Here is an 18,196-nt window from a genome sequence, read left to right on the forward strand (position 1 = left end):
GGGATATGAGCCGTTGCCGTGGGCACTGGCTTGAACCGGGGCGGGCAATTGCAAAGGATTGAGAAGAAAGCGGCCGAAAGGGCCGCTTTCTTTTATGGAGGCGATATGGTGATTCGGATCAAAGTCAAGGACCGGGAGGGGCAGATGTTCTTTCCCCTGCTCCGGGAAGGGGTGGATGTCCGGGTGGAGGTGGGCAAGAGCGTGTTTGCAATACTGCGGGATGACCTGCAGATCCCGGAAGATAGTATCCAGAAGGAGATCCAAAGCCTTTTTCTGGACCACCACCCGGTTGATGATCTGGATACCCCTGTGCTGAAACCGGGGAGTGTCCTCTCCCTGTCCGCTGCCATGCCCGGTCTGATCGGGGCATGCATGCGCAGGGGGGGGACATACGCCGGTCTGCGCCAGGGCATTTCCTGGTCCGGGGAGAAAGGCGGCCGCAGCCAGCCGCAGACTGGATATATCCGGGTCAAGCTGTTCAACTTTCTGGCCCCAAGGATCGGGCCACTGCTTTTATCCCGGGGAGTGCGGGTAGAGGGAGAGCGTTTGGCCCGGGTGGTGGAGGACATGACCCAGGCCGAGCGGGAGGGTGTTATCTCTATGCAGTTCCAGGACCTGGATGCCCACAGTACAGGCATGCAGCCCGAGGGCGAGGGCCGCAAGCCGCAGAATGCCGGATGGCGCGAGCTATTGGGAAACAGCGACGTCTGGGAGCAGACCCGGAAGGTCTTGGACAATCAGGAATCACTCTGGCTCCAGGTCCTGTTTGAATAGTCCGGGTCCGGGTTTGACCTGACCTCTGAAACCGGGTACATGTGCCTATCAGACTTAAGGAGCCAATAAAGCGGGGTATGCATGAGGCCAGTCCGGAAACAGGACGGGGCTGGTGCGTATGGGCTCATATTTCGGCATGGGTAGGGATAGGTTATGGACAAAGTGAGCATCAATCCGTTGGGGGGCGTTTCAGCCCTGGGCCGGGCCATCATCCACCTCATTCAGGAGCTCGGGGCCGTGTTTGTCTTCTTTCTCTCCGGGGTGCGCCATATCCTGGCCTGGCCTCCGGAGGTGAGCAAGGCTGTGCACCAGGTGTACTTCATCGGGGTCAAATCCGTGTTCGTCATTCTCCTGGTCGGCCTTTTCACCGGGATGGTGCTTGGACTGCAGCTCTACTATACCCTGGTCAAGTTCGGGTCAGAAGGGGTGCTCGGGGCCGGTGTGGCCCTTTCCATCATCCGGGAGCTGGGTCCGGTGCTGACCGCCATCATGATCATCGGCCGGGCCGGATCGGCCATGGCCGCAGAGATCGGGATCATGCGCATAACCGAGCAGATCGACGCTCTGTTTACCATGGACATCAACCCGATCCGCTATTTGATCAGCCCCCGGATCCTGGCTTCTCTGATCAGCTTTCCCCTGCTCACGGCACTGTTTGATGTGGTAGGCATCATCGGCGGGTATTTGACCGGAGTTATTCTTTTGGGCATCAATCCCGGCGTATTCTTTTCAAGAATGGAGTCCCTTGTGGTCGTGGCCGATGTGACCGGAGGATTTGTCAAGGCTCTGTTTTTCGGGATTATTGTGGTTACAATCTGCTGTTATCAAGGCTTCTACGTCCATCAGAGGGCTGGAGGCCATGGGGCCAAGGGGGTCAGTCTGGCCACGACCAGCGCTGTCGTCCTGTCTTCAGTGGCGGTGCTCATTTCCGACTATGTGCTGACCTCCTTCTTGCTTTAAGCGAATACGACCACAGACGTTTGGCGAGTTCATGACCACTCCTTTGATAGAATTTAGGAACGTGACCAAATGCTTTGGGGACAAATGCATCCTGCGCAAGGCCAATCTGTGCATTTATCCCCAGGAAGTGACCACGTTGATCGGCAAGAGCGGCGTGGGCAAGAGCGTGACCCTTAAGCTGATCATTGGGCTCTTGCAGCCCGATGAGGGGGAGATCCTGTACCAGGGACAAAGCCTCCAGGCTTTGTCCAGCAAGGAGCGCAAGGCGATCAGGAAGCAGGTCAACTTCATGTTTCAGAACAATGCCTTGTTCGACTCCCTGAATGTCTACGACAATATAGCCCTGCCCCTGAAAGAAAAAACTGACATGACAGCGGACGAGATCAGGCAGCGGGTTGAGTCCAAGATGGACGCCCTTGACCTGCATGATGTTGAGCACCAATATCCGTCCCAAATCTCAGGCGGGATGCAGAAGAGGGTGGCTTTGGCCCGGGCTTTGATCACCGACCCCAAGGTGGTCCTGTTTGACGAGCCGACCACCGGCCTGGACCCGGTGCGCAAGAACAACGTCCTGAGCATGATCACCCATAATCAGAGAAATTTCGGGTTCACCGCCGTGTTGGTCAGTCACGACGTCCCGGATGTGTTCTACATCTCCAACCGCATCGCCGTTCTTGAGGATGCCCAGATCGTTTTCCAGGGCACCCCCCTGGAACTGGAGCAGAGTGATCTTCAGGTCGTCTATGAATATATCAACAGCGTACAGAGCCTGGAAAACGAGATTATCGAACTCAAAAGCCGGCTGGATCTGGAAGCGGCCTACACCAATATGGTCAAAAAACACAAGGATCTGACCCTGTTCGTGTTCCATATCGAGAATTTGGAACGGATCCGGGGCAGAATCGGGGAGCTCATGGCCCATAAGATTGTAAGCACGGTTGCCGGCTTGGTCAGTTCCGCCCTGGAAGGGAAAAGCGCCGTATGCGGCCGGTACAGTCAGGAAAGGATTGTATGCCTGGTCCCCGGCCATATTTCCCAGGAAGCGGATGAGGTGATCAGAAACGTCCAGCACCCTCTGCAAGAGACCAGGTTTTTTCATCCCACCTTTCTGGGCAGCAGATGCACGCCGTTCGGGGTGACCGCCGGTTGGACCGCGGCTGGGACGGACTCCATCCTGCACGAGACGGTCGAGCAGGCAGAAGATGCAGAACACGAATTGGCCAGGCTGGTCTGCGGCCAAAACAGTGGACACGGGGAAACAGTATGAGCAGCAGGTATGCGGTTGAGACATCTGTGGGGGTTTTCGTCTTGGTGGCTCTGCTTTGCGTCGGGTATTTGACCATTCAGCTCGGGGACTTCGACTTTTTCGGGGCCGATACCTACCGGATCAAGGCCCGTTTCAACTCCGTCTCCGGCTTGAAGGTGGGCAACGAGGTGCAGATTGCCGGCGTCAGCGTGGGCAAGGTGGAAGAGATTGATCTGAATACCGAGCAGTATGTGGCCATTGTGACCATGAGCATCGATCAGGACGTGGAGCTGCTCGACGATTCCATGGCGGCGGTCAAGACCAGCGGTCTGATCGGGGACAAGTACATCAGCATCTCTCCCGGAGGCGTGGGGCTGCCCATGGAGTCCGGAGACATGATTATCGATACCCAGAGTCCGATTGACGTGGAAGAGCTGGTGGGCAAGTATGTTTTCGGTGGAGCGGACGACGAGAGCAAGTAAACAGTCCCCAGGCTCCGGGTTCCGCCAGGGTGGAGACCGGAGCAGAGCACAGCGGTGACGGACTGTGCATGGGCACATATGGAAGGGAGCAGAATATGATTTTGCAAAACAGCAGAGTATGCACCTGGCGGCAGGTGGCGGTCCTTGTATGTGCCGGCCTGCTGCTCAATCTGGGCTGGGGAGTGCTCACCTGGGCCACGGCCCAGGAGGACGAGGGGCCCGCCCCGATTGTCCGTGCTTACTACGACAAGGTGCTAAGTGTTCTTGACGACCAGGACCTGAACAAAGATGAGCTGCGGGCCGAGCTGCAGAGTATGGCCCGGGAGGTGTTCTCTTTCCGGATCATGGGGCAGATGAGCCTGGGGCGCAACTGGCGAGGTCTGAATGCCGGGCAGCAGCAGGAGTTTGTCGACTTGTTCACCAGGCTGCTGGAGAACACCTATTTTCAGAAGATCGAGCAGCACCTGGATCAGATAACCGGATACACCAAAGATGATATGCAGGTCAGCGAGGAGATCATATTTTCTTCCCGCAAGGCCGAAGTCCAGACCAAGATCGTGTATAACGACAAGAATGTCCCGGTTAATTACCGCTTCGTGAAGCTGGATCAGGGATGGAAAATCTACGATGTCCTTGTCGAGGAGGTCAGCCTGGTCCAGAACTATCGGAGTCAGTTCAATGATGCGCTGCAAAACTCCTCGGTTCAGGCATTTATGCAGGACATGCGGGACAAGGTGCAGGAGCTGGAAGACGGAGAAGACGAGCAACACGAAGATGAAGGTCCTTCGACCTAGCATGTCCTTTGAGCGGATCGCAACGCATTGCATTGTCGAACCCCGATACCAAGCCTGAGGGAGCAATGGGATACCGTATATTTCTTTGTCTTGTCCTGGTGGCGGTTTGTGCCGTTCCATCCGGCCTGGTTCAGGCTGCGGATGTGGGTCCGGGTCCTGCCGGAAGCGAATCGGTTCAAACCGCGGGTCCTGGTGCAGAAGACGATCTGATGGCCGAGCTGGGATCGGATTACGGGGAGCCGGGCCAGCAGGCCATCGCCGATCCCCTGGAGCCATGGAATAGGCTCATGTTTCAGGTCAACGACAAGCTGTATTTCTGGGTTCTGCATCCGACTGCAGAAGGGTATGCGGCCGTGATGCCCAGACCGTGGCGGGAGTCTTTTGCCAATGCATTCGACAACGCCGCTTCTCCGGTTCGGATAGTGAACGATCTGCTGCAGGGAGATGTTGTTCAGGCCGGGCAAGAGCTGGGGGCCTGCTTCATAAACACGGTCTTCGGCTTCGGCGGACTCCTGGAGCCTTCCCGGGGCATTCCGGCCTTAACCCCTGATCCGCCGGATACTGATACCGGATTGACCCTTGGAAGCTGGGGAATTGGGCATGGGATCTATCTCTTCTGGCCGGTCATTGGCCCTTCCAGCCTGCGGGATACTGTGGGCAAGGTCGGAGACGGCTTCTTGCATCCAGTCTACTATTTTACTCCCTGGGAGTGGGATATTGGTCTAAAAGCCGGGGACGGGGTCAATATTCTGTCCCTGAATCTGGACCAGTACCAGGATCTGAAGGAAGGGGCGCTGGACCCGTACACTGCGTTTAAAGACGGATATATCCAGTATCGCAAAAAGGCCCTGCACAAGGAATAAGAGATACTGGCGGGAGGTATCTGTTCAGGGGGTCTTGCCCAGAGGTGCTGAAGGCCTCGCTGCATACATCGTGGGCCGCATGCGGTTGCACGTAACCCTGCGCCTGCAATCTCCATTGCAGGCGCATCTTTTTGCCCTATGCACGAAAATATACGCATTCGTGGTGCCAGACACCACAATCTGAAAAACCTTGATCTGGATATTCCCAGGAATGAGCTGGTGGTCATCTGCGGTCCCAGCGGATCCGGGAAGTCCACGTTGGCCTTTGATATCATCTACGCCGAGGGCCAGCGCAGGTATGTGGAATCCCTGTCCGCCTATGCCCGGCAGTTTCTGCCCCAGCTGGACAAGCCCAAGGTGGACAAGGTGGAGGGGCTGTCCCCGGCAATTTCGCTGGAGCAGCACACCTCCACCCGCAATCCCAGGTCCACCGTGGGCACGGTGACCGAGATCTATGATTACCTGCGGGTTTTCTATGCCCGTCTGGGCCGGCCCTTCTGTCCCCAGTGCGGGCGAGCCATAGTGGCCCAGAGCTCGGACGAGATCATCGACTCCATCCTGAACATGACCGCCGGGACCAAGTTTATGCTTTTGGCCCCGGTGGTGGAGCGGCGCAAAGGGACCCAGGCCGATCTGTTCAAGAAGCTCAAGAGCCAGGGCGTTGTCCGGGTTCGAGTGGACGGGGAGATACGGACTCTCGAGGAGCTCACTGAGCTGGCCAAGAACAAGGTGCACTCAGTGGATGTGGTCGTGGACCGTCTGGTGATCAAGGACACGGTGCGCAAGCGTCTGGCCGATTCCCTGGAGCTGGCCCTGCAGCTGGGCAACGGGCGGGTGGTGGTTTCCGAGATCGGAGGGGAGGACGCTCTGTACAGCACAGAGGCGGTGTGTTCCGCTTGCGGCATTTCCCTGCCCGTGCCTTCGCCTCAGCTCTTTTCCTTTAACAGCCCGCAAGGCGCATGTCCTGCCTGTTCAGGACTGGGCAGCGTGGAGTATTTCGAGCCCATGCTGGTGGCGCCGAACCGGGGCTTGTCTCTGAACCAGGGGGCCCTGGTGCCCTGGAAAAAGGGAAACCTGCTCTCCCGCTATGCCCGGGAGCTGGACTGTCTGGGCCGGAGGTTCGGCTTTGATCTGGATACCGCCTTGAAGGACTACCCTCCAGAAGGCTGGGACGCTTTGTTTTACGGGCATGCGGAGTGCAGCTGGCCGGGAGTGGTCTCCCTCCTTGAATCCGGTGTGCAGCTGGGCAGGATCTGGCAGGATGAGCTGGCCCGGTTCCGGCGCAGTACCGACTGTCAGGAGTGCGCCGGGGCCAGACTGTGCCCGGAGGCCCTGGCGGTCAAGGTGGAGGGCAGAAGCATCCAGGACATCTGCCGCATGTCCATCCTCCGGGCCCTGGAATGGCTGCAGGGGCTTGACTTTCAGGGATATCAAGAGCATATCGCGCTTCCTCTGCTTCGGGAGCTCACCCATAGGCTGGAATTTCTGGTCAATGTGGGGCTGGACTACCTGAGCCTGGGCCGGACCATGTCCACCCTGTCCGGAGGCGAGGCCCAGCGTATCCGCCTGGCCGGACAGCTGGGGTCCGGACTGGTCGGAGTGACCTATGTCCTGGACGAACCGAGCATCGGCCTGCATCCCAGGGACAACGCCCGTTTGATCCAGTCCCTCAAGGATCTCCAGGGCCGGGGGAACACCGTGCTGGTGGTGGAGCACGACGAGCCGACCATCAGGGCTGCGGATCATGTTCTGGAGCTTGGACCGGGATCCGGGGCCCTGGGCGGTGAGGTGATCTTTGCCGGACGGGTCCCGGAGCTTTTGCAGGCCCAGGATTCTTTGACCGGAAAGTACCTGCGCCGGGATCTGGTCATCCCGGTGCCCGAGTCCAGACGCAGGGCGGAGCAGACCCTGCGCCTGGAGCATGTGCGAACCAACAACCTGCAGGACCTGAGCCTGGACATCCCCCTGGGGGCGCTGGTCTGCGTGACCGGGGTCTCCGGTTCGGGCAAGAGCTCCCTGGTGGTGGATACCATGTACAAGCATCTGGCACTGGCCCGGGGGATCAAGGTGGACAATCCCGGTCAGGTGGACAGCTTTGTGGGCGCGGAGCAGGTGGAGAAAATCATATCCATTGATCAGTCCCCGATAGGCAGGACCCCGAGGTCCAATCCAGCCACCTATACCAAGGTCTTTGACGAGATACGAAAGGTCTTTGCCGCGACCGCCGAGGCCAGAAAGCGGGGATACAAGCCGGGACGGTTCAGCTTCAACGTCCGGGGCGGACGGTGCGAGGCCTGCCAGGGGGACGGACAGATCCGGGTGGAAATGCATTTTCTGCCGGATGTCTTCGTCACCTGCGACGTTTGTCAGGGCCAGCGCTACAACCGGGAGACCCTGGACGTGACCTACAAGGGGCTGAACATCGCCCAGGTCCTGGATTTAAGCGTGCGCCAAGCCAGGTCGTTTTTCGCCAACTATCCGGTTTTGGAACGCAAGCTGGGCATCCTGGAGGATGTGGGGCTGGAATACATCACCCTGGGCCAGCCGGCCACCACTCTGTCCGGGGGCGAGGCCCAGCGGCTGAAGATATCCAGGGAGCTGGGCAAGAAGAGCCTGCCCGGGACCCTGTATGTCCTGGACGAGCCGACCACCGGTCTGCACATGCACGAGGTGGGCAAGCTGATTCATGTCCTGCAGGCCCTGGTGGACAAGAAGGCCTCGGTGGTGGTCATCGAGCACAATCTGGACGTGATCCGGGCCGCGGATTATGTCTTTGATCTCGGACCGGGAGGAGGGGAGTTTGGAGGACATATTGTGGCCCAGGGCACTCCGGAAGAGATTGGAGACAATCCGGAGTCAGTGACCGGGGAGTTTCTGCGCGGGGAAAACCGGGGGTGATGCATGGATCAGGGATTTCCAGAAAGTATAGCCTCTCCCGGGATCAAGGAATCCTGGGAGGTGCTGGCCGGCAGGGAGCCGCAGGCGGTCCAAGCCGGGGCCTTGGTCGACTATGACCGCCAGACTGGAACATACATGGTTCCCTGTTTGGGGCAGACGGTTGCGGTCAGTCTTGGGCAAAAGCGGCTGTGGGCTCAGTCCGATCTGGGCAACTCCATGCTAAATACATATCCGGAGTACTCCAAGCTGTCCATTCTCCGCTACCTGGCTCATGCCCAGGACAAGCCATTGAGCGGGGAGATGATCAAACCCAGTCAACTTCCGGGCGGAGACTTTTTCGCCTCAGGCAGCCACGTTCTGCCCATGGGTGCATTGGCCCGCAGGTTCGACCACCTGGGGCAAGAGCTGGTGCGCCGGGGGAAGGTCCTTGGCGGCGTGCAGGACGAGCACGGGGATGCAGGGCTGAAGCTGTTTTCCTTTCCCCGCATCCCGGTTCAGCTCATCTTCTGGTTCAGTGACGATGAGTTTCCTGCCGGGGCCACCCTGCTGGTGGACAGGAGCTGCCTGGAGCATATGGCCGTGGACATCGTCTGGTCCACATGCATGCTGAGTCTGCTTATGCTGCGGACGGATCTGTAAGGACCACTCTTCAGGCTTGAGGGCTGGTTCTACCGAAACCCCATGATCTGGGGAAGCCACAGGACGCTCTGGGGGAGATAGGTCAAGATCAGGAGCACGACCAGCTGTATGCCCAGAAAGGGCAAAACGGCCCTGGACACGTACAGGATGTTCCGCCTGGCCAGGGATGCGGTGATGAACAGGCTGACCCCCATGGGCGGGGTGCAGTAGCCGATGGCCAGATTGACGGTCATGATCAGCCCGAAGTGCATGGGGTCGATGCCAAACGAGGCCAGCATGGGCAGGAAGATCGGTCCCAGGATCAGGGTGGCGGAAATGATGTCCATGAACATGCCGATGATCAGAAGCATGCAGTTCATGCACAAGAGAAACAGGGCCGGAGAGTCGATGCCGGCCAGGACCATCTCGGTCAATCGGCCGGGGATGTTTTCCAGGGTCAGAAAGCGGCCGAAGCAGGTGGCCCCGGCCACGATGATCAGCAGGGTGGAGGAGGTGATTGCGGAGTCCACGGTGATTCGTCTGGCCTGGGACCAGGACAGGGAACGGTGGATGAACAGCTCCACGGCAAAGGCGTAGGCAGTGGCCACCACCGCCGCCTCGTTGGCGGTGAATATTCCGGAGAAGATGCCCCCGAAGATGATCATCGGCAAAAGCAGGGCCCAGATGCCTTCCCGCAGGGCCTGCCGGATCTCTCCTGCTCGCAGGGGCCTCCGGCTGCATAGGTGTGGATTCTTTCTGCTGATCAGCCAGGTATAGACGCAGACCCCGAGCATAATCAGTCCCCGGGAATGAACCCGGTCAGGAAAAGCCCCTCCAGGGACACATTGCTGATCATGCTGTACAGGATCATGCTGATGCTGGGGGGGATGATCACCCCCAGATTGGGGGAGGTGCTCATCACCCCCAGAGCATAGGACTCGTTGTAGCCCTGCTGGAGGAGGGAGGGGATCATCACGCCCCCGATGGCCACCACAGTGGCCACCGTGGAGCCGGAGATGGCCCCGAACAGCCCGCAGGCCAGGACTCCGGCCATGCCCAGGCCGCCTGGAAGCCAGCCCACAAAGGCGTTGGCCACCCGGATCAGCCTGGAGACGATCTGGCCGGAGCCCATGATATTGCCGCAGAGAATAAAGAAGAGGACCACCAGGGCAAAGTTGTCCAGGCTGCGGAACAGAGTCTGGTACAAAAGCAGCATGGGCATGGGGGTGAACAAAATAAGGCCCAGGGCCGCGGAAACGAACAGACAGATATAGACCGGAATGTTCACGGCCAATGCGCCGAGGAGGATGAAAAGGACGATCAGATCGCTGGATTCCATTGGCGGCCAAAAGGTGGCTAGAAGGGTGAATGCCGAAGGCGGCCCAGGGCCTGCAGGCTTCTGATCGTCATCAGCAGGCCGGTCACAGGCAGCACGGCGTAGATCCAGGCCAGGGGAATGTGCATGGCGATGGTTCGCTGGTTTGTTTCCTGCATCATGATGACCATTTCCCAGCCGAAACGGATGAGCAGGAGGGCAAAAGCCAGGGTGGCCAGATAGTGTACTCCGGCCAGGAAGCGGCGCAGATTGGGAAAGATATGGGCCGCAGCGTCGATGCTGACCTGCTGGCCGCGTTTGACCGCCAGGCTGCAGCCCAGCAGGGTGGTGACGATGATCACCTCCCGGACCAGTTCCTGAGCCCAGGGCAGGGAGTGATGGAAGCCGTAGCGGAGGACGACATTGATCAGCAGGGCGATCAGGGCCCCGATGACACTAAGAGCCAGAACCCACTCCTCACCCGCGCTCATCAGCCGGTCCAAGCGGGAATACATGCCTTGCAGCCTGGTCATGATCTTGCCAGATTCGCGCTGCATTCGTTCTCTCCAGGGTCTGCCTGCCACTTTCGCGACACTTTCTTCGGTTTTCCGGGCATTGGTCTCTACTCGCCCACAACCGGCTCATAGCCCATATATTCCTGAACTTCTCCCAGGTAGTCGTCCGGTCGGTATGGATCGCTGGGATACAGGGCGTTGATCCGCTGGGCATACTGTTCATGCACAGCATGACCTTTCTGCTGCAGCCAGGCCATGTCTTGCTCCGGAAGCTGATGGAATTTCACCCCCGCCTCTTGGGCCAGGGCAATCTGCTCCTCTTCCTGGGCCTGCCCCTGGCCCCTGATCTCGGCGTACACCTCATGGACCACCCGTTCGAAGGTTTCCCGCAGCTCCGGGGGGAGACTCTGCAGCCAGGACTGGTTGAAAATCCAGATGTACAGGCCCTGGGCGTAGTTGATCCGGGTGAAGTGCTGGGCCACCTCGAACTTTTTGGTGATGTTGCAGACGATGGGAGAATGATCCAGGCCGGTGATCACGTTCTGCTTCAAGGCCACATGCACATCAGGCCAGGGCATAACCACGGTGCTGAGATCCCATTTCCTATACAGCAGCTGGTTGACTGCTGCTTCGGCTATCCGGAACTTGACTCTGCGGGCCTGGTCCAGATCGGTCACGGGTTCGGTGGTTGCCCAGCCGTAGGTTCCGTAGGTGGTGATGTCCAGGCCCACAATGCCCTGGTGCAGCATGGAGCGCAGAAAGTGCTCGAACAGCTTTCCGCTGTCCACGAAGCGATCCAGCTTTGCGTAGGAGTTGATCAGAAAGGGGAGATTGACCAGGCCGAAGCGGGGACCGAGATTGGTGGCCGCCACTGAGCTGACCCCCATGCCCTGAATGGCGCCCATCTTGAGCATGTTCAGGACCTCAACTTCCCCGCCGAGCATGGAAAAGGGTTTGTAGTCGATATAGATCTTTCCCTGTGTCGCCTCCCACATGGCGTCGCGCAGGGCGTACCCGGCGTATCCGCCCTTGATCACCGGGTGGGAGACGTTGGAGATGATGCACGTGTACTCCGCTCCGGAGGGATCGAAGTCCGGCTTCCATCTGTCCAGGGACTGCGGACCGGCGATGGCGGCGGATGCTGCGGTCAGCAGCATGCATAGCGCACAGAATGCGGCTCGGATATTCATGGCCCTCTCCTTGCGGTTGTTTGATTCATGAACAGGGATTTTGGTTTTGATCGGTCTGAACAGCCCTGAACGGGGTGGTGAACTTGTGCCCCAAAAAGAGTATGGCCTGCCGGAGGTCCTGTTTGCTCAAGACATTGCTCTCCAGAAACTGTTGGATGAGAAATCCTTCAAAGAGGGCAATGACAAAGGCCCCAAGCTTTTGGGCCTCCGCGCTGTCGTGGATAAACGGAGCCAGGATCTGGGAGAACAGGTCCGTGGACAGGCGGTAGCTGCTCCGGTTCAGCTTTTCCCTGACCTCTTTGTTCCCGAAGGCATGGATGGTAAACTCCAGGAACACCCTGGACCAGTTCTCGTCGTCAATAATGGTCTCCAGAAAATCCACCAGGACATTGAGCATCTGGTCCAGGTTCTGGGCCCGGTCCATCTTCTGCTGCCTCAAAGTGCGGTATTCCCGCAATCTGGCTTCCATGATGTCCAGGAATATCTCGTCCTTGCTTTTCCAGCAACGGTAGAAGCTGCCCTTGGCGTATCCGGCATGGTCGGTTATCTCGGCGATGGTGGCCGCTCCAAAGCCTTTGCGCTCGAAAATGCGCGCGGCCGACTGCATGAGCTCCTCTTTGGTCTGTTGGGCTTTTTCCTTTTGTCGTCTGGCCATTTTGAATCCTTGTTCACTTTGTGACCAATGGTCACTTACTGAGTATGTTGTTTTTTCCCGTTTTGTCAAGCAAGATGGCCCCAAAGTATATGTGAACCATGAGGTTTGTATGACGTTCTGGACCTTTCCCTATCCGTCACAGCGCATGCCGGTGCTGGCCGACAATGTGCTGGCTACCTCCCAGCCCCTGGCCGCCCAGGCCGGATTGCACATGCTCAGGCATGGAGGGAATGCCCTGGACGCGGCCTTGGCCGCGGCCATTGCCCTGACTGTGGTCGAGCCAACCGGCAACGGTCTGGGCTCTGATCTCTTCGCCCTGATATGGGACGGGCAAGGGCTGCAGGGCATCAACGGTTCCGGCCGGTCCCCCCGGGCCTGGAACCTTCAGCGGTTTGCCGGTCTGCGGAGCATGCCGACTGCCGGTTGGGACGCGGTGACTGTCCCTGGCGCGGTTCGGGCCTGGAGCGATCTTTCAGCCCGCTACGGAGCTCTGCCCTTTGCCGACCTGTTTGAGCCGGCGATCCGCTATGCCCGGGACGGCTTCCTGGTCTCTCCGCTGATAGCCGGGCAATGGGCCGCCGTGTCCCGCCTCCACGCCCACCGACCGGAGTTCGCGGACGCGTTTTTGCCCGGCGGGAGGCCTCCGAGAACCGGAGAGCGGTTCGCCAATCCGGATCAGGCCCGCTCATTGCAGCTGTTGGCCGAGACCCAGGGGCAGGCTTTGTATCAGGGGGAGCTGGCCGAGGCCATGGTCCGTCAGGCTCGGGAACAGGGCGGTGCCCTGACCCTGACTGACTTGGCCGAGCACGAGTCCGTCTGGACCGAGCCCATAGGGATCGGGGTTCGGGATTGGACGGTGCACGAGATGCCGCCCAACGGGCAGGGACTGGCCGCGCTCATTGCCCTGGGGATTCTGGACATTCTGCAGGTAGACCGGTTTGCAGCGGATTCGGCGCAGGCGGTGCATTATCAGGTGGAAGCCATGAAGGCCGCCTTTTCCCAGGTCCACGCCCATGTGGCCGATCCCCGGGCCATGACCACGCCGGCTGAAGATTTCCTGGCCCCGGAATTTTTGGACCAGCTTGCCCGGAGCATTGACCCGCACCGGGCGGCGAGGCCGGTTTCCCATATCCCGTCCAGCGGAGGGACCGTCTATCTCACCGCTGCGGACGAACAAGGGCGGATGGTTTCTCTGATCCAGTCCAATTACACCGGCTTTGGCTCAGGGGTGGTGGTCGGCGGGACCGGAATCAGCCTGCAGAACCGGGGAGCTGGGTTTGTCCTCGATCCGGAGCATCCCAACTGCGTGGCCGGAGGCAAGCGGCCCTTTCACACCATTCTCCCCGGGTTTGTGACCAGCCACGGCAGGCCGCTGCTCAGCTTTGGGGTGATGGGTGCCCACATGCAGCCGCAGGGGCATGTGCAGGTCCTGCAGCGTATGCAGCTGTGGGGGCAGAATGCCCAGACCGCCCTGGACGCGCCGCGCTGGCAGGTGAACCCGGACTGCAGTCTGGCCCTGGAGCCCCGTCTGGCCGGAAGCATCGGCCCGCAGCTGGTAGCAATGGGCCACGAACTGGTCCATGATCCGCCAGGATTTCTTTTCGGGGGAGGGCAGATCGTCCACTGCCAGGGGTCCGGGTTTGCCGCGGCATCTGACCCGCGCAAAGACGGACAGGCGGTCGGGTTTTGAGCACAAGGGCAGATCCTGGAAAGCGGAAACAGCGAGTCACGTGTGGGACGCGAATCACAAATACGCCGCTCACTGCAGCTTAAGGATCCGGCGTTCTGGGCCGGTCTGAAGGTTCCGGAGCTGAGCTCAGAAGGCCCGGAATTGCGAAAGCTGTGCGAACAGATCCCCAAACAAGCCCAGACTCTGGCTGCCAAGCTGCGGATCCCGGCGGTCTGGATCGCTTTTGTGGGCGGGACCGGCACGGGCAAATCCACCTTGTACAATGCCTTCTGCGGCAGACAGATCAGCCGGACCGGAGTGGAGCGGCCCAAGACCCGCGGGGCGGTGATCTACGCCCATGAACAAACAGGGATCGAACACCGCCTGCCCGGATTCCTCGGTCCCGTCCGCCGGATGGAGACCGAAGACGGCACCGGATGCAGCGGAGAAGGCCAGGGCCTGACCCTGGCCCTTCATCGGGATCCGGCCCTTGAATCCATCGTCCTGGCGGATACGCCGGATCTGGACAGCCTGGTTGAAGAACACCGGGAATCTGCCCTGGACATCCTGCGCATGGCCGACGTGGTCATCTTTGTGGCCAGTCAGGAGAAGTATGCCGACGATGTTTTGTACAGCATGCTGCTCTCCCTGCGGAGCTGGGGCACTGACCTGCATTTTGTGCTCAATAAGGCCGATCCGCCCCGGGGAATGGACCTGGCCGGTCTGCTTGCGGAGGTGACCGAGGCCCTGGATCCGGAGCAGGCCTTGCTGGACCGGGAGCTGTGCGTGGCCCTGCCCTTTATCCCGGCCGGACCTGGTGCGCAGGCCGGGGGGGCGCACCAGGAGTTTGCCGCTGCCGTATGCCGGATGTATGCCGCGGGTCTGGGCACAGAGCGGCGCCGGACCGAACAGCACCGGGTCTGGGCGCATCTGAAGGCTGATCTGGAACGGGTTCAGGAGATAGCTGCAGCCGAAAAGGGGGAGATCGTCGCCTGGGAAGAACGGCTGCAGGGGATCTTCGAGGAGTGCGTGCACAGGCTCCTGCAGCGGGAAGAGGCCAGATTCCAGGCTGGGCAGCGCCGGACTGTGCAGGAGGAGATACGAAACGTCTTCGGCAGGTACGACTTTTTGGCCGGGCCCAGGCGGGTCATCGGAACCTGTCTGCGCCTGCCTTTGCGCCTGGCGGGTCTGAGCGGCGACTCCTCCCGCGGGCGGCAGAAGGACCTGGACAAGGCCAAAAACAAGGGTGACGCCAGGCCGGTGCAGGAAGCCGTCGATGCCTTCAATGCCCTGGTTCTAAAACGGTGCGTTCCGCAGAATCAGAGTTCACCCGCCGCCCGGGCCCTGCGCAGGCCCGAGCTGGCCTTGACCCCGGAAGACGTGGAGTCCAGGTTCATGGCGGTCCAGGACAGGATGGCCTCCTGGCTCAACGCCCGTTTCGAACGTATGGCCAGGGAGGCTCCCCGGGGAAAGGCCTGGGGGATATACTCCACATCCGCTCTGTGGGGCGCACTGATCGTTTCTTTTGAGACCGTTGTCGGCGGGGGGCTGAGTCTGGTGGAAGTGGTCATCGATTCTGCTATCGCTCCGTATGTGACCAAGGGAGCGGTGGAGCTGTTCGCCTATCAGGAGCTGCGCAGCATTACCCGGGAGCTTTCGGACAGACTGGAACAAGGGATCACGGATATTGTCCAGGAGCAAAAAGACAGGTATGTCCAGGCAATGCGGGATCTCGGTCCGGATGAACCGGCCCTGGAAGCGGTTCGGGAGCTGGCCGGATGGACGGAAAAGGACGCGACGGCTGCCTTGAGCACAGGCCCGGAGCACAGATGACAAAGGCGATGGAGCGGGGATGGAGAACAGGTTGTACCGGCAGCTGCACAACGATTTGAGCCGGGTGCGGCGCTTTATCCGGGAACAGGACTTGGTCAGCCTGGGACCCGAAGACAGGCGGGATCTGGAACAGGCCGCGGCTGGGCTCGAAGACCGGCTGCAGGCTGCGGAAGATCAGCTCTTGTGCGCCGGTTTCCTGGGTGGAACAGGGGTGGGCAAGTCAAGCCTGATGAACGCCCTGGCCGGGGCGGAGGTAGCCGGGACCAGCCATAGGCGTCCGCACACGCACCAGGTCCTGGTCTACCGCCATGTCCAGGCCCAGCTGCCGCCGTTCGTGGAACAGAGCCCTGCGCCGTGGCGGGAATACGTGCATCAGGCAGATGCAGTGGCCAGCATGCTTCTGTGCGACCTTCCGGATTTCGACAGCCTGCGGACAGAGAACAGGGAAGCAGTCCTGCAGTTCATGTCCCATCTCGACCTTGTGGTCTGGGTTGCCTCTCCGGAAAAATATGCCGACCGCAGCCTGCATGAGGTTTTGGGCCAAGCCTCCAAGGCTGCGGGCAATTTTTATTTTGTGCTGAACAAGGTGGACCGGCTGTGGGATCGGGCCCGGGCCGAGGAGAGCCTGGAGCAGATGCAGCGGATGGGTGAGCACTTCCGCAGTCAGGTGGCCGCCACTCTGGCCCGGAAAAATGCCGGAACAACCGGAGAGAGTCCCCTGCTGTTCATGGTTTCGGCTGTGGAAGAGCCGCCGTACTCGGTATGGAATCAGCTGGGCATGTTTCGGGAATCGTTGTTCACCCGGCGGTCGGCCAAACAGACTGCGGCCATCAAGGCCGCCAACCTGGAACAGGAAATGCGGGGCATGTGCCAGCCGCTGCACGCTGAAAGGGCCGCCCTGGAGCAGGGTGCAGCCCTGATCCGCAGATTGCGCATAGAAGTGGATAACGAGGCCGCGGCCTGGGACAGGGATGGAGCCAACATCCTTGAATCCTGGGTGCACAATCGGCTGGAGCCGGTTCTGGCCCAGCAGGGCCCGGGGCTGAAGCCGCTGTTCGGTCCGGCCAGGATGGTGGGCGCGGCCCTCCGGGAATGGAGGCGGCAGGGGGAGTGCCGGCAGGACGGAAGCCTCCAGGTGGATCAGGAGGAGGAGCTCCGCAGGCTGTATCCCCGGATAGAAAACCTGGGGAACAAACTGCTAACCACTGTCTTGCGCACAGAGCAGGCCGAAAATGTCCGTCCGGTGGTGGACGAGATCCTGAATGCAGACCGCATGTGGGACAGGGTGAACTCCGGATGGCAGGGGGTGATCCACAATGCCCTGAGCTGGCGGAGACCGATTCGAGGATTGGGGCTGACCTTCAGCCAGGGAGCGGTCTACGGGGTGCTGACCATGTGCCTGCTGCTTGGGCTGGGCGGCAGGCAGGCCTGGCTGAGGCTTTTCGAGCAGCCGGGACCTGGAGCCGGGCTCGAGGTCCTCTTCGGGATCCTGGAATCCCTGTTCAGTCCCATGGGGCTGGCCGCTTTATTCAGCTTCGCATTGCTTATGCTCGGCGCAGGGATCCGCTTTTACCGGTCCCATGAGCAGCGGCGGAAAGACTGGGCCCGTATCCGGGGGGAACAGGTCTGCGCGGAGCTGTGCCGGGTGTGGAACGACGAGCTGGAGGAAACAAACCGGCGGCTGGAGGAGGCGCAATCCAGCTTGGACGATAAGCTGCAGGCCCTGGAGACCATTTTGAACAGCGGGCGATAGCAGGCTGATTATTCGGCATGGGAATCAGACTTGTTTTCAGGCCGCCCGGGTGATTTGGAGGCCACGGCGCAGCGCAGGCGCTTTTCGCTGTCTTGAAAAAGGACGTCCATCTTGTTCGGGGGGATTATGCGCTGGACCACGCCCAGCCCGAAACTGGGGTGGTCAATGAGCTCGTTGGCTGTAAACTCCCCGTCCATCCGGTACGTCTTGGCCTCGGCCTGGTTCTTGCCTTGGGTCTTGGTCTGCCACTCCTTATAGATCTGCTCTGCAAGCTGCTGGGCCTCTTTTTCCTTGGCTGTCTGGCTTTTCTTCCCCTTGGAGGCCGTGCTCTTGCCTTTTTCCGCGCGGGAAGAGGACCCGGCGGACTTGGACTGACCGGACTTTTTCGCTGGTCGGTACTTATGCACGCTTCCGCACCCCCGGCACTCGACTTTGGCTATCTGTCCTTCGACGATGGATACGACCGCGTGACCGGTGACATCGTTGCATTTGCGGCAGGTTGATTCAACAATATCTCCAACTTGATGCGTTTCTGAAGCCATGCGTATTCCTTCCTTCTGGGACGAGACTGCTGTGATGTTCAATTGGGTCCAAGCCGATAAGCATAGAATCCTTGGAAGCTGAGTGCAAG

General features: G+C 60.0%; 17 protein-coding genes. 11 read left to right on the forward strand and 6 right to left on the reverse strand.

Features of this window, described 5'->3' with window-relative positions:
* Positions 1–105 precede the first annotated feature (105 nt).
* From N902_RS18595 to N902_RS0104795, 8 genes are all read left to right on the forward strand, one after another.
* The gene (locus tag N902_RS18595; RefSeq protein WP_051564305.1) at positions 106–774 is read left to right on the forward strand and encodes a hypothetical protein; all 669 of its coding nucleotides are present in this window, start codon (positions 106–108) and stop codon (positions 772–774) included.
* Between the two features lie 153 nt (positions 775–927).
* Complete coding sequence (locus tag N902_RS0104765; protein WP_034621628.1) at positions 928–1,734, forward strand: MlaE family ABC transporter permease; 807 nt, start codon at positions 928–930, stop codon at positions 1,732–1,734.
* Positions 1,735–1,765: 31 nt separating this feature from the next.
* Positions 1,766–3,001: an ABC transporter ATP-binding protein gene (locus N902_RS19110; RefSeq protein ID WP_084287795.1), complete on the forward strand. Its 1,236-nt coding sequence runs from the start codon at positions 1,766–1,768 to the stop codon at positions 2,999–3,001.
* Positions 2,998–3,462: an outer membrane lipid asymmetry maintenance protein MlaD gene (gene mlaD / locus N902_RS0104775; protein ID WP_027370003.1), complete on the forward strand. Its 465-nt coding sequence runs from the start codon at positions 2,998–3,000 to the stop codon at positions 3,460–3,462. The genes N902_RS19110 and mlaD overlap by 4 nt, the downstream gene beginning before the upstream one ends.
* A gap of 95 nt (positions 3,463–3,557) precedes the next feature.
* Positions 3,558–4,256: an MlaC/ttg2D family ABC transporter substrate-binding protein gene (locus tag N902_RS18600; protein ID WP_051564306.1), complete on the forward strand. Its 699-nt coding sequence runs from the start codon at positions 3,558–3,560 to the stop codon at positions 4,254–4,256.
* A 65-nt stretch (positions 4,257–4,321) separates the two neighbouring features.
* Positions 4,322–5,119 carry an MlaA family lipoprotein gene (locus N902_RS16450; RefSeq protein WP_027370004.1) on the forward strand — a complete coding sequence of 266 codons (798 nt, stop codon included), beginning with the start codon at positions 4,322–4,324 and terminating at the stop codon, positions 5,117–5,119.
* Positions 5,120–5,257: 138 nt separating this feature from the next.
* Positions 5,258–8,017, forward strand: a complete 2,760-nt coding sequence (uvrA, locus tag N902_RS0104790) for an excinuclease ABC subunit UvrA (protein ID WP_027370005.1) — start codon at positions 5,258–5,260, stop codon at positions 8,015–8,017.
* Between the two features lie 3 nt (positions 8,018–8,020).
* A complete protein-coding gene (locus N902_RS0104795) occupies positions 8,021–8,656 on the forward strand; it encodes a DUF3786 domain-containing protein (RefSeq protein ID WP_027370006.1) in 636 nt (211 codons plus the stop codon).
* Between the two features lie 29 nt (positions 8,657–8,685).
* Here N902_RS0104795 and N902_RS20130 read toward each other — a convergent pair whose 3' ends face one another.
* The 5 genes from N902_RS20130 to N902_RS16465 all read right to left on the reverse strand — a co-directional run bounded on the left by N902_RS20130 (position 8,686) and on the right by N902_RS16465 (position 12,310).
* A complete protein-coding gene (locus N902_RS20130; RefSeq protein ID WP_208596265.1) occupies positions 8,686–9,429 on the reverse strand; it encodes a TRAP transporter large permease in 744 nt (247 codons plus the stop codon).
* Positions 9,430–9,431: 2 nt separating this feature from the next.
* The gene (locus tag N902_RS20135) at positions 9,432–9,974 is read right to left on the reverse strand and encodes a TRAP transporter large permease subunit (protein WP_208596266.1); all 543 of its coding nucleotides are present in this window, start codon (positions 9,972–9,974) and stop codon (positions 9,432–9,434) included.
* Positions 9,975–9,991: 17 nt separating this feature from the next.
* The gene (locus tag N902_RS0104805) at positions 9,992–10,507 is read right to left on the reverse strand and encodes a TRAP transporter small permease (RefSeq protein WP_051564307.1); all 516 of its coding nucleotides are present in this window, start codon (positions 10,505–10,507) and stop codon (positions 9,992–9,994) included.
* Between the two features lie 65 nt (positions 10,508–10,572).
* Positions 10,573–11,655 carry a TRAP transporter substrate-binding protein gene (locus tag N902_RS16460; RefSeq protein ID WP_084287801.1) on the reverse strand — a complete coding sequence of 361 codons (1,083 nt, stop codon included), beginning with the start codon at positions 11,653–11,655 and terminating at the stop codon, positions 10,573–10,575.
* Positions 11,656–11,680: 25 nt separating this feature from the next.
* Positions 11,681–12,310: a TetR/AcrR family transcriptional regulator gene (locus N902_RS16465; RefSeq protein ID WP_084287804.1), complete on the reverse strand. Its 630-nt coding sequence runs from the start codon at positions 12,308–12,310 to the stop codon at positions 11,681–11,683.
* Between the two features lie 109 nt (positions 12,311–12,419).
* On the opposite strand from N902_RS16465, the gene N902_RS0104820 reads away from it, so the two are divergent.
* From N902_RS0104820 to N902_RS0104830, 3 genes are read left to right on the forward strand one after another with little or no spacing between them, the layout of a single operon-like run.
* On the forward strand, positions 12,420–14,000 hold the full coding sequence (locus tag N902_RS0104820; protein WP_027370008.1) for a gamma-glutamyltransferase family protein: 1,581 nt from the start codon (positions 12,420–12,422) through the stop codon (positions 13,998–14,000).
* 42 nt (positions 14,001–14,042) lie between these two features.
* Positions 14,043–15,812 carry a GTPase gene (locus N902_RS0104825; RefSeq protein WP_027370009.1) on the forward strand — a complete coding sequence of 590 codons (1,770 nt, stop codon included), beginning with the start codon at positions 14,043–14,045 and terminating at the stop codon, positions 15,810–15,812.
* Positions 15,813–15,831: 19 nt separating this feature from the next.
* Positions 15,832–17,565: a GTPase gene (locus N902_RS0104830; protein ID WP_027370010.1), complete on the forward strand. Its 1,734-nt coding sequence runs from the start codon at positions 15,832–15,834 to the stop codon at positions 17,563–17,565.
* Between the two features lie 8 nt (positions 17,566–17,573).
* Here the strand turns inward: N902_RS0104830 and N902_RS16470 are convergent, their stop codons facing one another.
* On the reverse strand, positions 17,574–18,107 hold the full coding sequence (locus N902_RS16470; RefSeq protein ID WP_051564309.1) for a hypothetical protein: 534 nt from the start codon (positions 18,105–18,107) through the stop codon (positions 17,574–17,576).
* Positions 18,108–18,196: the final 89 nt, after the last annotated feature.

It is taken from the genome of Desulfovermiculus halophilus DSM 18834 (genome assembly GCF_000620765.1).
Lineage (GTDB): Bacteria > Desulfobacterota > Desulfovibrionia > Desulfovibrionales > Desulfothermaceae > Desulfovermiculus > Desulfovermiculus halophilus.